At 36.6% G+C, this 14,049-nt stretch carries 9 protein-coding genes; 8 read left to right on the top strand and 1 reads right to left on the bottom strand.

The genetic code is table 11. From position 1 onward, the window contains the following. Window positions 1-69: 69 nt before the first annotated feature. From QUH73_RS09975 to QUH73_RS09965, 3 genes are all read left to right on the top strand, one after another. Window positions 70-696, top strand: a complete 627-nt coding sequence (locus QUH73_RS09975; protein ID WP_289530291.1) for a hypothetical protein — start codon at window positions 70-72, stop codon at window positions 694-696. A gap of 95 nt (window positions 697-791) precedes the next feature. Continuing rightward, the gene (locus tag QUH73_RS09970; RefSeq protein WP_289530290.1) at window positions 792-1,469 is read left to right on the top strand and encodes a tetratricopeptide repeat protein; all 678 of its coding nucleotides are present in this window, start codon (window positions 792-794) and stop codon (window positions 1,467-1,469) included. Between the two features lie 98 nt (window positions 1,470-1,567). After that, window positions 1,568-4,063, top strand: coding sequence for an endonuclease MutS2 (locus QUH73_RS09965; protein WP_289530289.1), 2,496 nt, complete (start codon window positions 1,568-1,570; stop codon window positions 4,061-4,063). A gap of 60 nt (window positions 4,064-4,123) precedes the next feature. Here the strand turns inward: QUH73_RS09965 and QUH73_RS09960 are convergent, their stop codons facing one another. Beyond that, complete coding sequence (locus QUH73_RS09960) at window positions 4,124-5,302, bottom strand: CD0519/CD1768 family membrane protein (protein ID WP_289530288.1); 1,179 nt, start codon at window positions 5,300-5,302, stop codon at window positions 4,124-4,126. Between the two features lie 243 nt (window positions 5,303-5,545). Between QUH73_RS09960 and recQ the strand changes: the two genes are divergently transcribed. The 5 genes from recQ to QUH73_RS09935 all read left to right on the top strand — a co-directional run bounded on the left by recQ (window position 5,546) and on the right by QUH73_RS09935 (window position 13,983). After that, window positions 5,546-7,660: a DNA helicase RecQ gene (recQ, locus tag QUH73_RS09955; protein WP_289530287.1), complete on the top strand. Its 2,115-nt coding sequence runs from the start codon at window positions 5,546-5,548 to the stop codon at window positions 7,658-7,660. Window positions 7,661-7,909: 249 nt separating this feature from the next. After that, complete coding sequence (locus QUH73_RS09950) at window positions 7,910-10,027, top strand: S9 family peptidase (RefSeq protein WP_289530286.1); 2,118 nt, start codon at window positions 7,910-7,912, stop codon at window positions 10,025-10,027. An 81-nt stretch (window positions 10,028-10,108) separates the two neighbouring features. After that, a complete protein-coding gene (locus QUH73_RS09945) occupies window positions 10,109-10,876 on the top strand; it encodes a LytR/AlgR family response regulator transcription factor (protein ID WP_289530285.1) in 768 nt (255 codons plus the stop codon). A gap of 437 nt (window positions 10,877-11,313) precedes the next feature. Beyond that, window positions 11,314-13,053, top strand: a complete 1,740-nt coding sequence (locus QUH73_RS09940) for a hypothetical protein (protein ID WP_289530284.1) — start codon at window positions 11,314-11,316, stop codon at window positions 13,051-13,053. Between the two features lie 69 nt (window positions 13,054-13,122). Then, on the top strand, window positions 13,123-13,983 hold the full coding sequence (locus QUH73_RS09935; RefSeq protein ID WP_289530283.1) for a BT1926 family outer membrane beta-barrel protein: 861 nt from the start codon (window positions 13,123-13,125) through the stop codon (window positions 13,981-13,983). The last annotated feature ends 66 nt before the right edge of the window (window positions 13,984-14,049 follow it).

Raw genomic sequence — 14,049 nt, 5'->3', positions numbered from 1 at the left:
TGAGCCAAATTTGTTTAATTTTTAATAACGTCCCAATTTTAATGGGACACTAGTGAAATATTAATTAAAATGAAAAAAGTACTTTTTACAACTTTGGCGGTTGCATTTTCCTTGTTGGTAATGGCACAGGAAAAAACAAAACAAAAAGAAGTCGGACTTTCTTTTAGTAACCTGGATGAATTTGGAATCACCTATAAAGTAGGTACACAAAAAGCGATGTGGAGATTTAATACTCTTATTTTAACGGGAGGAAAGACTACCATGAAATATCCGGAGCAATATCGGCAGGTTCGAGATGAGTATACAGATAAAGACTTTGGCTTAAATTTAATGGTAGGAAGAGAGTTTAGAAAATCAATTGACGATAACTTCGAGTTTAGATATGGTTTCGATTTGTCTTTTAGCAACTATAAGTTAACGCATGAGGATAAAACGATGGAAGACTCACATGATTGGAGAAAAACGGTAAGTAAAGAGTCGAGCTATGGGTTTAATTTGGTTTTCGGGTTTAATTATGTGTTTAAAAATAAACTTGTTGTTGGTGTGGAAGCACTTCCAAATGTAAGTATTATAGACGGTGAAATTAAGAAAAGTGCTTACTATGGAGATTTTGAGACAGAGAAATCGGATATTTCAGGTTCTAGATATGGATTGAAGAATAGTTCTGTTCTATTAACTCTTGCTTATCGATTTTAAACAACTTCAATAAATAAAAGAAAATGCTGAATTGGACAGTTGTTCGATTCAGCATTTTATCTCTTACAGCATTAATAAATAGAATATAGTTAAATATGAAATTAAAATTAATCATCTTATTCGTGCTTCTTATGACGAAGATTGGTGTTTTTGCCCAAGAATATAGTGTATCTCTTGAAAGTACAAATAAAGCCATAGCCTTAACCAATCAGGGCATGATAAAATTAAAGGACAATTTGATGCAGGATGCATTTAAACTATTGATTGAAGCAATTTCAATAGACTCAACTTTTCGCAATCCATATTTGCAATTATATACTGTCGCTATGAACGATTCTACTAAAATCGACACAGCTATATCCATTTTGCAGAAATCTAAAAAAATATTTCAGCAAGACGATGAGATCTGTTACTATTTGGGCGAAATGTATAAGGCTAAAGGAGAAGTGAAAAGAGCAATGGCAGGGTATAGTATGGCAATTGCTTACAGTAAAATGAATGGTGAAGATTTCTACTTGGTGCATAAGTATTACTTTAACCGGGCTAATATTTGTCTGGAAAAAAACATGATCAGTACAGCTGTTTTAGATTATACCTACGCACTTAATTTAAAGCCCGATTATGGTGTCGCTTTTGCAAACCGAGGCATTTGTTTCTTTAAGATGGGAGAGATAGAGGCTGCCTGCAAAGATTGGAAACAAGCCGTAAAATTGGGCGTAAGTCAGTCTGAAGAGTATATCGGGAAAAATTGCCAAACAGAAGTTCCTCAATAATATCAAGGAATAGCACAAGTGTGTTGTTCCTTTCTTTTTGTGCATCCAAGTCTTTTATTAATTTTGCAGAAGAAATAATTAAGATTGTAGAGCAGCGCGTGATATATCCGGAAAATTTTGAAACAAAAATACGGTTCGATAAAGTAAAAGAACTGATTAAAAAGCAATGTTTAAGTTCATTGGGACGCGATTTGGTGGATGCCATTCAGTTTTCCTCTTCTTTTAACATGGTAAATCGTTTGGTAAATGAAACCAACGAGTTTAAAACCATTTGTTTAGATGAAGATAGTTTTCCTTTGGGCTATTTTATTGATGTTCGTCAAAGTCTCGAAAAAGCAAGGATTGAAGGAACTTATCTGGAGTTGGAAGAACTCTACAATCTAAAACGATCTCTGGAGTCTATTTCTGCCATACTTCGCTTTTTTCAGAATACAGAAGAAAAAGAATATCCATACCTGAAAAAGTTGACAGGGAATGTGAAAATGTATCCCTTCATTTTCGATCGGATCAATGCAATTATTACTAAAAACGGAAGAATAAAAGACAATGCATCGCCGGCACTGCAGCAGATTCGCAGTAGCCTGATTCAAAAGCAATCGACCATTTCGAAGCGGATGCAGACTTTGTTGCGTGCAGCGCAAAAAGAGGGTTGGGTCGATCAGGATGTAGCTCTTTCTATTCGCGACGGAAGAGCCGTTATTCCCATTCCGTCGGCTCACAAACGAAAAATTAAAGGAATTGTTCACGATGAATCGGCAACCGGTAAAACCAGTTATATCGAGCCATCGGAAATTGTTGAAACAAACAATGAAATTCGCGAGTTGGAGTATGCCGAACGCCGCGAGATTATTAAAATACTACAGGATTTTACCGCCCAGCTTCGCCCCTATATCGATGATTTGTTTAGGGCATTCGAGTTTTTGGCAAAAATGGATTTTATTCGTGCCAAGGCGATGTTTGCCATACAGGTAAAAGCCGTTTTGCCTAAAATGGTGAAAACGCCCACTGCCCTTTGGGAGAAAGCTGTTCATCCCTTGCTTTACCTTACTCTTCAGAAAGAAGGACGAAAAGTAGTTCCTCTTAGCATCGAAATTAGCAATGAGCAGAGAATGGTGTTGATTTCCGGACCAAATGCCGGAGGTAAATCGGTTTGTCTTCAATCCTTGGGGCTGATGCAATATATGTTTCAGTGTGGTTTGTTGGTTTCTATGGGCGAGGAATCTAAAATTGGAATTTTCGACAACATTTTCATGGATATGGGTGATGAGCAGTCCATTGAAAATGATTTGAGTACCTACAGTTCTCATTTGATGAACATGAAGCATTTTCTTCGTCATTCGAATACCGATACAATGATTTTGATTGATGAATTTGGTTCAGGAACCGAGCCTGCTTTAGGGGGAGCAATTGCCGAATCAATTTTAGATAAGCTAAACCGCAAGAAGGTGCGAGGCGTAATCACAACTCACTATTCGGGCTTAAAGCATTTTGCATCAGAGGCCGATGGGATTGAAAACGGAGCCATGTTATACGATTCGCACCAAATGCGACCTTTGTTCCAATTAGCGGTGGGGAAACCGGGATCATCTTTTGCATTCGAAATTGCCCGTAAAATTGGTTTGCCCGAGGAGATTTTAAAAGATGCTACGGAAAAAATTGGTGAAGATCATATCAATTTCGACAAGCACTTGCGTGATATTGTTCGTGATAAGCGATACTGGGAAAGCAAACGCGATAACATCCGTAAAAGTGATAAGCGACTGAATGTATTGGTAGAGCAATACGACAAAGAGTTGAAAGAAGCCAGTAAGCTCCGAAAAGAGATAATAGAGAAAGCAAAGGAAGAGGCAGCTCAGCTATTGAACAGCGCAAATAAATCCATCGAAAAAACCATTCGCGAAATTAAGGAGAATAAGGCTGAAAAGGAGCGTACGCGCGAAATCAGAAAAGAATTTGAGCAGGTTAAAATTCAGTTGACTGAGGGCGAATTGGAAGAAGAGGAGAGAATTAATAAGAAGATTCAGAAGCTGAAAGAGCGCTCAAATAAAACAGCAAAAAAAGAGAAGCCAGGAGATGAATCCAAAGCTACGGTTGTAGCAAAAACTAAAGTTCAGTTCGATCCCGATGTGATTGAAAAAGCCGATTTGGTGAAGCTTGACAATCAATCAGCCGTAGGTGAAGTGATAGAGATCAACAAAAAAACTGCGGTGGTGGCTTTTGGCAGTATTCTTACTTCGGTTAAGGTGAATCGATTGACAAAAGTGAGTCGGTCTCAGGTTAAAAAGGAGGAAAAGACCTACAACAGAACCTCTTCCTTAATTCAGGAAAAAATATCGAAACGCAAGCTTAGTTTTAAGGCCGATTTGGATGTAAGGGGAATGCGTGGGGAAGAGGCATTGCAGGTGGTAATTGATCATATTGATGATATTATCATGCTGGATGTTCATGAATTTCGTATTCTGCATGGAACAGGAGGAGGAATTCTTCGTCAAATGATTCGCGAATATTTACAAACAGTTGATTTAGTGGAACATTTTCGTGATGAAAAAATTCAAATGGGTGGCGCAGGAATCACCGTGGTTACTATGGAATAATATTCTATAAAAAATGCCATTTCAACGAAATGGCATTCAAAATATAGGTGTGAAATATATTTATAGAAACAGATTCAAAAGTACATAAAGGTAGTGGGCAAAAGTTCCCGCTATTATTCCTCCAATTGTGTGTGATATCAAGGCCTTCGATGTTAATTCCCGATAGTTAAGTGTATCAAGCATGGCTGTATGAGTGCTTAAATAGCCACTCCAACACATACCCATTGCGGTAAACACGGCAATAACATTACCATCAATAATTCCCTTTGCAATAAATGCTTTAACCAAAGACATTGCAGCACCTACCGCACCCAAAGATGTAATTGGGAATGCAATTAATTCAGGGTGCTTGAATCCAAACAATCCTTCGAACAACCACCAGATGTGTCCGGCCAGTTCAGGCAGTAATGGTACTCCTTCGTAGGCAATTCCCTGGTAACCCAAACTTGCATCTTTAGGACCAAAAGTCAGCATCATTACCATGGTCGAAATAATTAGTACACCAGGAATAATAGCCAATCCTAAATCAACACCTGATTTTCCTCCATCCAAAATAGAATTCAGAAATCGTAGAAATACGCCACCTTCCGATTTAAAACTGATTTTTTCAGTGGCTCCCTCAAAATCGTCATCTTTGCGCACAGGAATATTACCTTTAATCAATCGCTGCATCAATCTGGTTGAAACAATTGCACCAACCAAAGCTCCTGAAAGCCCTATTAATGCAGGTAAAAATAGGTTTTCTTCACTTCCTGGTATCCTAAGAGTAGACATGAAAGTGATTACGATTAAGCCCATTCCAAAAGCAGTGCCAAAATTGGTTAAAGAAACGAGTTGATAATTTTTAAAATACTTGCTGAAATTTTTATCCTTTGCCAAACTGATAATAGCAGGGTTGTCGGATAGAAAAGTTAGAACTCCGGCCAAAGCAGCAACACCAGGAAGATTAAACAGCGGCCTCATTAAAGGGGCAAGAATTTTCTCGAGTAAACGAACCACACCAAATTCAATCAGCAACTTGCCTAAAGCTCCTGAAAGTACTGTGATTCCCATAATGTAGAATACGGTATTCATTAGTAGATCCCATGCCGTATGCATAATGGTATTTAGCATGTTGGCAACACCCATTTGGTGACCAACATAACCAAAAATTCCGAAAAAAGTAAGCAGAAACATTACTGCCTCATACCTTCGTTTCTTAAGGAAATCAGTTTCCCTAATCGACTTAATTGCGTTCATAATTTTTGTTTGTGTGTTTGTTGTTTGTATTTCGCTGCAAAAGTAATTTTTTGGCTAATGATGATGTTTTTTTTGTGTATGATCTTTGTCAGGTTTAAGATATCATTGATATGTTTAAAAAAAGACACCGGGAAATCTTATTTTACTTGGATTATTAATGAATTGAGATCTGTTGTGTTGATAAAATCATTTTTTAGCTATGCACAATTGTAGTAGCTTTGTTGTCCCTTTCAAAATTGATCAATGACAACAGCCAAACGCGCATTAAAAAAATATTTTGGATACGACCATTTCCGCCCCTTACAGGAAAAGGTTATTAAATCCGTACTTCAGGGTGAAGATGCCTTGGTGATTATGTCGACAGGTGGCGGTAAATCCATCTGCTATCAAATACCTGCTTTAATAATGGAAGGGGTTACTGTGGTAGTTTCTCCTTTGATTGCTCTAATGAAAGATCAGGTGGAAGGTTTGCATGCCAACGGTGTTGATGCTGCTTTTTTGAACAGTTCACAGTCCTCGCAGCAACAGGCTGATGTTATGGAAAGAATCACAGACGGTAGTATAAAACTTCTGTATGTTTCTCCTGAGAAATTACTTAGTAACGATTTTTATTATTTGCTTTTACAGCTCAAGGTAAATTTATTTGCCATTGATGAGGCACATTGTATTTCTGTTTGGGGGCACGATTTTAGGCCGGAGTACGCCAAAATGGCCTATTTAAAAAAACAATTTCCTCATGTCCCGGTAATTGCATTAACCGCAACTGCGGATAATCTAACGCAGAAAGACATTGTCAATCAATTGGGGCTGGTGAACCCTAAAAAATTTAATTCTTCATTCGATCGTCCTAATTTAAGTTTGAATGTGGCGCCCGGTAAGGATAAATTTAAAACCATCCTTGGATTTTTACGTCAGCGACCACATCAGGCAGGAATTATTTATTGCTTAAGCAGAAAAGCGACTGAAGGTCTGTCCGAAAAATTAAAAAATGCAGGGGTAAATGCTTCCTACTATCATGCTGGTTTATCTGCCGAGGAAAGAGCACACCGGCAAGAGGATTTTATTAATGATGAAGTCCCTGTAATATGTGCTACTATTGCCTTCGGAATGGGAATTGACAAGTCAAATGTACGTTGGGTGATTCATTACAATCTACCGCGGAATATAGAGTCTTACTATCAGGAGATTGGTCGTGCCGGCCGGGATGGGTTAAAGGCTGATACACTTTTGTTTTATAGCTTTTCGGATGTAATCATTCACCGTAAATTTATCGAGGAATCATCACAAAAAGAGGTTTCGCATGCCAAACTGGAGCGAATCCAGCAATTTTGTGATGCTCAAATATGCCGAAGAAAAATTTTGCTGAATTATTTTGGTGAGCATTTGGAGGAAAACTGCAACAACTGTGACGTATGTAAAAATCCTCCTCGTGTATTCGATGGAACAATAATAGCACAAAAGGCATTTTCAGCCATCGTTCGGTTAAAAGAAAAGGTGCCCGCAGGAATTTTAATTGATGTTATTCGGGGTTCGTCGCGTCAGGAAATTTTGAGTAAGGGATATCAGAAAATAAAAACTTATGGTGTTGGTAAGGATATTGCACATCAGGATTGGCAGCAATACATGCTGCAACTTTTAAATTTAGGTTTCATTTCGGTTACTTACGATGATGGGAATGCTTTAAAGCTGACAGCGCAGGGTAGAGAAGTGCTTTTCGGTGAGCGACTTGTAAATTTGGTTCATTTGGCTTCAATGAAGTCCGATCCGGAGGTAAAACCCATCGTAAAAACCGGGAAACAAGAAGCCAGAGAAGGGTTGTTCGAAGCATTGCGAAAATTACGGTTGCAAATTTCAAGAGAAGAGAATATTCCGCCCTATTTAGTATTCTCTGATGCCAGTTTGCAGGAAATGGCTCAGGAAGAACCCACAAGTGAATTTGAGATGAAATTGATATCGGGTGTAGGAGTTCGGAAATATCAGTTGTACGGCGACTTATTCATTAATGAAATTGTAGAGTTTGGACAGAAAAAGAATCAGGAAGCCAAAAAAAGCGGCGAATCTTTTTATCAGACTTATGAATATTACAAGCAGGGTTTTTCGGTGGAAGAAATTGCGAGTATCCGTAAAATAAACCCAGTAACAATTTATTCTCACTTGGCCTCACTCTACGAAAAAGGGGCTGATATTGATATAACAGAGTATCTGAATTCTTCAGAATTAGAACAAATAGAAGACGCTTATCGGTCTTTGAATGAGACTGGTAATATTAAGGATCTCTATTTATTTATGAAAGAAGAGGTTGAGTATTATAAAATCCGACTTGGAATCTCCTATCTGAAAGTTCTTTCGTCCAGTTAATTTTAGCCTTAATCGTTCATATATCCACTGTATCGAAAATATTCGTATACTATAGTTATTTTTGTTAAATTAGTTTTGGTTTATTAACAAAATACCTGCAATTGTTTTTTTTATAATTGCAGGTGAAGTTTACACCTTTAAATAACCTACTAATATGAAACGTCCATGACAGGCAATCTTGACTCACAGGGGAATGATTCTTTTCAGCATGGTAAGTTCCATATGGCAAAAACTTAAAATTATAATCATATGAAATTTAAATTGTTTTTTAGCATTGCTGTAATTGCACTTTTAGCAATGTCTTGTGGTCCAAAAGCAACAACACCGAAACCACCTGTTGCGAAAAAAATAGCGAAAGAACTTACAATCCATGGTGATACCCGGATTGATAATTATTATTGGATGAATCAGAGGGAAGATACAGCCGTAATTAATTATTTGAAGGCAGAAAACAGCTATACTGATGCTATGATGAAGCATACAGAAAAATTACAAACAAAGCTGTTTGATGAAATGATTGCGCGTATTAAGAAAACAGATGAATCAGTTCCTGCTAAATCCAATGGATTTTATTATTATAGTAGAACAGAAGGTGATGCAGAATACCCTTTGTATTGTAGAAAAGAAGGATCTTTAGATGCAGAAGAACAAATCATGCTTAATGTTCCTGAAATGGCGCAAGGCTATAGTTTCTTTAGTATAGGAGATTATTCGGTTAGTGAAAACAATAAAATTCTTGCCTATTCTGAAGATACTTTAAGTCGTAGAAGATATACCATAAAGTTTAAAAGCCTGGTTGATGACAGAGTTTATACTGATGAAATTGTAAATACAACAGGAGGCATTACATGGGCAAGTGATAATAAAACAGTTTTTTACACAGTGAAACACCCTGAAACCTTATTGCCTTATAAAGTACTTAAGCATGTTTTGGGTACACCAGTTGAAAAAGACGAATTGGTTTACGAAGAAAAAGACAATACTTTCTACACATCTTGTTACAAAACAAAATCCAGAAAATATATTATAATTGGTTCAACCAGTACTCTTTCTGCTGAATACAGATATATAGATGCAAGTAATCCTAATAGTAAATTCAGCATTTTTCAACCTCGCGAAAAAGATTTGGAGTACAGTATAGATCATTATAAAGACAATTTTTACATCAGAACAAACTATCAGGCAAAAAACTTTCGTTTGATGAAAACTCCGGTAGCTAAAACAGCAAAAGAGAATTGGATCGAAGTGATTCCGAATCGTGATGATGTGTATCTAAGTAATTTTGAGATTTTTGAAAATTATTTAGTTGTCGGCGAAAGAAAGAATGGTTTAAATCAGCTGCGAATCAGACGTTGGGCAGACAATGAGGAACATTACCTCGATTTTGGTGAAGAAACTTACGATGCATGGATTTCAACAAATCCTGAATTTGAAACAGATATTCTTCGTTACGGTTATACTTCATTAACAACACCATCTTCAACCATTGATTACAACATGACTACGAAGGTGAAAACGGTAATGAAACAGCAGGAAGTTGTTGGGGATTTTGATAAGTCGAACTACGAGGCCAAAAGAATTTGGGCAACAGCTGAAGATGGAACTAAGGTGCCTGTTTCGTTGGTTTATCGTAAAGATAAATTCAAAAAAGGAACCAATCCGCTGTGGTTATCTGCTTATGGTTCGTATGGAAGTAGTTCCGATGTATATTTTAGTTCCGTTCGTTTAAGCTTGTTGGATAGAGGCTTTGTTGTAGCTACGGCACATGTGCGCGGAGGACAGGAAATGGGACGCTATTGGTATGAAGATGGAAAACTTTTAAAGAAAAAAAATACTTTTACCGATTTTAATTCTTGTGCTGAGTACATGGTAGCCGAAGGATATGCTGCAAAAGATAAAGTTTTTGCGTGGGGTGGAAGTGCAGGAGGATTGCTGATGGGAGCAATCAGTAATATGAGACCAGACCTTTATAAAGGAATTATAGCAGCAGTTCCTTTTGTTGATGTTGTAACAACAATGCTTGATGAATCGATTCCATTAACTACCGGTGAGTTTGATGAGTGGGGTAATCCAAAAGAGAAGGAGTATTACGATTACATGCTTTCTTATTCTCCTTACGATAATGTGGAAGCGAAAGACTATCCTGCTATGTTGGTTACAACAGGATTGCACGACTCTCAGGTTCAGTATTGGGAGCCTGCAAAATGGGTGGCTAAATTGCGCGATAAGAAAACAGATCATAATCCTTTGCTGATAAAAATTAATATGGATTTTGGTCACGGTGGAGCTTCTGGTCGATTTGAACGCTATCATGAAGTTGCATTAGAATACGCCTTTGTTCTTGATCTTGTTGGAATTACTAAATAACTAGACATAAATATAAAAAAAGCACTCTATATGGAGTGCTTTTTTTATATATTTAGGTTCATATTAACCTAATAAAGGCTGATGATAAAGACGCTAATTGTTGATGATGAATTAAAAAGCCAATCAACTCTGCATAAATTGTTGGAGATGTATTGTCCCGGAGTAGAAGTTATTGGGTTTGCGCATAATGTTGAAACTGGGATAGAAGCAATCAATACTTTAAAGCCCGATTTGGTTTTTTTAGATATCTCTATGCCCGATGGAGATGGATTTGAAGTTCTGGAAAAAGTGGTAAATCGTAATTTTGAGGTGGTTTTTACAACCGCTTTTAACGATTATGCAATTAAGGCTTTTCAGTTTGCTGCATTGCATTATTTGTTAAAGCCAATTAATTATATTGAATTACAGAGTGCTGTTAAACGTTTTAAACAAAATCATCAGGATGTTGATCTAAATGAGAAAATAAAGATCTTGTGTGATAGTTTAAGTAATCATCATCAGAAAATAATTCTCCCCACATCAAATGGACTGCGAATTATAGAATTGAATCAAATTCTTCGGTGCGAAGCAGATGGCAGTTACACCAATTTCTATCTGAGTGATAATACCGTATTGATGGTTTCTAAGGTATTATCCAATTTTGAGGATATATTGCCGGAAGAAATATTCTGCAGAGTTCACAGCAAGCATCTGGTAAACCTAAACTACATCAGCCAATACATCAAAGGAAGAGGCGGACGTATTATTTTAAGCTCAGGAAAAGAAGTTGAGGTTTCTGAAAGCAAGAAAAAAGATTTTCTGAAAAGACTCAAGCATCTTGCTCATTCATTGACTAGTGTGAAGAAATAAGATAAAAAGAAAAATATAAGTCGTTCTGAAATAAGTCGTCAGAAAAAAGACACATCTCAGGATGAGACAACAGAATCATTAAAAGGAAGCAAAAATTGCTTCCTTTTTTTTGTTTTGATTTTCGATGATTGCATTTATGTATCTTATCATAAGGCATTTAGTTGGTATTACTTTATGCTTGTAAAGATCATAATAATTTAAAACATAAATAAATTTTAATGTTGTATTTTGAAGTGTAATTTTATTTTTTAATTTCTGAAATATACTATTTTGAACGCTTATGTGTAAAAAATACGTTGTTATGCATCAAAATAACACATGTACATAATGATGATTGTTATTTTGTGTTTGTTCTACTATTTTTGCGATGAACAAAATAAAAATAGATTGATTTTATTTTAACACATTGAATTTCTAATATTAAAAAAAGAAAAATTATGAAACTTAAATTTGTATCTCTAGGATTATTAGCGCTTAGTTTTGTTGCTTGTGAAACTTATGAGGAGTCTGATTCTGTTGCAAATATGAGAAATGCCAGAGCAGAGTATTTTAAATCTGAAGCGGCTATTAACCTGGCAAAAGCTACAGTTGAAGAGGCGAATGCTGCCTATAGAAATGCAGAAGCAGCTCTTAAGAGCTTCGAAGCAGCTCTTAAGGAAGCTGATGTTAAAGCGAAACAACTTGCTAATGCTAAAACTGAAGCCTTAAATGCAATGGAAATTGCAGAAGCGCAAGTACAGAGTGATAATGCTATGCTTAAGTTGGCGAATGACAAAGTTGTTTTATCTAACGCATTAATTTCCCTTGAAAATGCTAAAATTGTGTTAGAAGGACAAAAGATAACAGCTGAATATGATTTTACCGTGATTGCCAACGATTTAGTGGGGCGTAAAAATGACGCATTAAATTTGGCTTATGGTGAGTATACAGCGGCTTATGGAGTATGGAATGCATCAACAAATGATTTATTAGATGCAAATGCTGCTTTGGTTAATGCTAAGTATGCATTAGCTGGTGCTAAGTATGATTTTGACAATATTGATGTTAAAGGTAATAAAGAAGCAGAAATTGCACTTTTAAACACGACTAAAGCTGGATATGTTGCTAGCTTAAAAGTAGTAAGCGACCTAAAAGAAACCAATGATTGGGATGCTTTTATTGTTGAAAGAGATGCTAAGGTAGCTGAGCAATTGGTAGCTGAGACAATTCAAACTAATAAAACAAATGCTGATGTAGCTGCTACTATTGTTGCTAAAGATGCTGCTGCTGCGGCTGCTGCGGCTGCTAAAGATGTTGCTGATGATGCTGATGCTGCTGTTACTGCTGCTGGTGATGTTGTTACTGCTGTATATGATGATATTACGACTTGGGTAGGAGAAAATGCTGGTGCTGCTGCTAGTCTTGAAAAAGGTATTTACTTGACAGTTGCAGCTAGACAAGCTGGTTTTGATGCTGCTAAAAATGCAACGTCAGATGCTAAAGATGCTATGGATGCTAAGCAAGATGAACTTGATGCTCCAGGTCTAACTACATATGAGACAGAATTATTAGAAGAAGAGTTAGTTGCTCTAACTGAAGATTATACTGCTAAAAAAGCTATCTCTGATGCTTTCGTAGCTACTTTTGATGCTAAGGTAGCAGAATTAAATGCTGCATATACTGCAGCTATTGCAGCTGAAGATGTTGCTAAAGATCTTGCTAAAGATGCTGCAGATGCTAAAGATGCTGCTGATCTGATTGCTGCTGATGCAGCTACTGCAGCTGTAGCTGCTACTACTGCTGAAGCTGAAGCTATTTCTGCAATTAAAAAAGAGGTTGATCGTTTGAATGCTTTAGTATTCATTTATAATACTTCTACTGAGGAAAAAACATCAGCTACTCTTAACAATATGGCTGATAATATTGATGATGCTATTAAAGCCTTAGTAGGAGGAACATTAAAAGATGGAACTGAGGTAGTTGGTGATATCCCAACTGTTGAAAATGATATCTACGCAGCAGAGAAAACTCTTGCTGAAATTGTGGCTGGAGATTACGATCAAGCTAAAGCAGTTCGAGATCAAGAACTAGTTATCGCGAAAGCGGAAAGTAACATTGAAACACTTAAATTATTGGTTGCTAAAGCTAAAGCAGACTTAGACGCCAGACAAGCTGAATACAATGCTTTATTAAACTAGAAGTGAAAATACAGAGTCTCCTCTCTTGGGGGGAGGCTCTTATGAAATCAAATTCAAAAACAAAGAGTTATGTGTAGAAAAATTATTTCTTTGATTTCCTTATCACTTTTATTGTGTACTGCTGTATATTCTCAAGGTAAAATGGAATTATTGCCAAAAAAAGGCAATTTCACGGTTGCGTTGGTATTAGGTGATAATGACGTTACTGACATAGATCCAGCTGTATTACCTAATTATTCTATCTATGATAATTTTAGCAATTATTATGTTTCGAGATTAGGTGCTGATGATAATTTCTCGGTAAAGCAACCAGCGTCGATAACTAATATGGCGGGTGTTTCGTTAAATTATTTTTTGAGTGACAAGATCTCCTTAAACTTGTTTGGTTCATATGGCTACAAATCTACTCCGGGTGAAGAAGCTTATAGCGGAGTGTTGCCAATGAGTGATTCAAAAGGGAATGTAATCGAAGGATCAGAGATCCCGGCTATTCAGGGAAGTCCTGAAACAACAAATCATAAGCTTTACTTGTCTGCTGGTGCTGATTATCATTTTAAATTTGATCAGGATGTGAAAACACTAAGAAATACTGATTTTTATTTGGGAGGTCGCTTTAATTTTATGTACGAGCGTCTTGAGAAAACTCAGATTTCATGGTTGAAAGATGATATGGGTGATTACAGAGTGAATTCTGAAGGAGGTGGTGTTGCAACTGCAGAGGCTATTGGTTTCGGTGGTGCTTTGGTAGGTGGAGTTGATTACTATTTTACTCAGTCCTTATTTATTGGACTTGAGGTGAATGTTTTTAATTTTATGTATCAACATACCGAAATTGTTAAAATGCCAGGTGTTCAAGGTGCAGATCAAAGTACTACATTCATGAATGCATTTTCTTATCCTAAATTTAAAATAGGATTTAAGATTTTCTAAATAAGAATGCTATTCTAAATTAAATAATTCCCGGTTTCTCGTTGATGAGAAACCGGGAAAATTTTT

The sequence above is a fragment of the Labilibaculum sp. K2S genome (assembly GCF_030372765.1).
GTDB lineage: Bacteria > Bacteroidota > Bacteroidia > Bacteroidales > Marinifilaceae > Labilibaculum.
Note: the sequence above shows the minus strand (reverse complement) of the source record. Positions and strands in the feature narration are given on the sequence as shown.

Bases quoted from the DNA above. Each gene is read 5' to 3' on its own strand.
- QUH73_RS09975 (WP_289530291.1), top strand. From the start codon at position 70: ATGAAAAAAGTACTTTTTACAACTTTGGCGGTTGCATTTTCCTTGTTG.
- QUH73_RS09970 (WP_289530290.1), top strand. From the start codon at position 792: ATGAAATTAAAATTAATCATCTTATTCGTGCTTCTTATGACGAAGATT.
- QUH73_RS09960 (WP_289530288.1), bottom strand. From the start codon at position 5,302: ATGAACGCAATTAAGTCGATTAGGGAAACTGATTTCCTTAAGAAACGA.
- recQ (WP_289530287.1), top strand. From the start codon at position 5,546: ATGACAACAGCCAAACGCGCATTAAAAAAATATTTTGGATACGACCAT.
- QUH73_RS09950 (WP_289530286.1), top strand. From the start codon at position 7,910: ATGAAATTTAAATTGTTTTTTAGCATTGCTGTAATTGCACTTTTAGCA.
- QUH73_RS09945 (WP_289530285.1), top strand. From the start codon at position 10,109: ATGATAAAGACGCTAATTGTTGATGATGAATTAAAAAGCCAATCAACT.
- QUH73_RS09940 (WP_289530284.1), top strand. From the start codon at position 11,314: ATGAAACTTAAATTTGTATCTCTAGGATTATTAGCGCTTAGTTTTGTT.
- QUH73_RS09935 (WP_289530283.1), top strand. From the start codon at position 13,123: ATGTGTAGAAAAATTATTTCTTTGATTTCCTTATCACTTTTATTGTGT.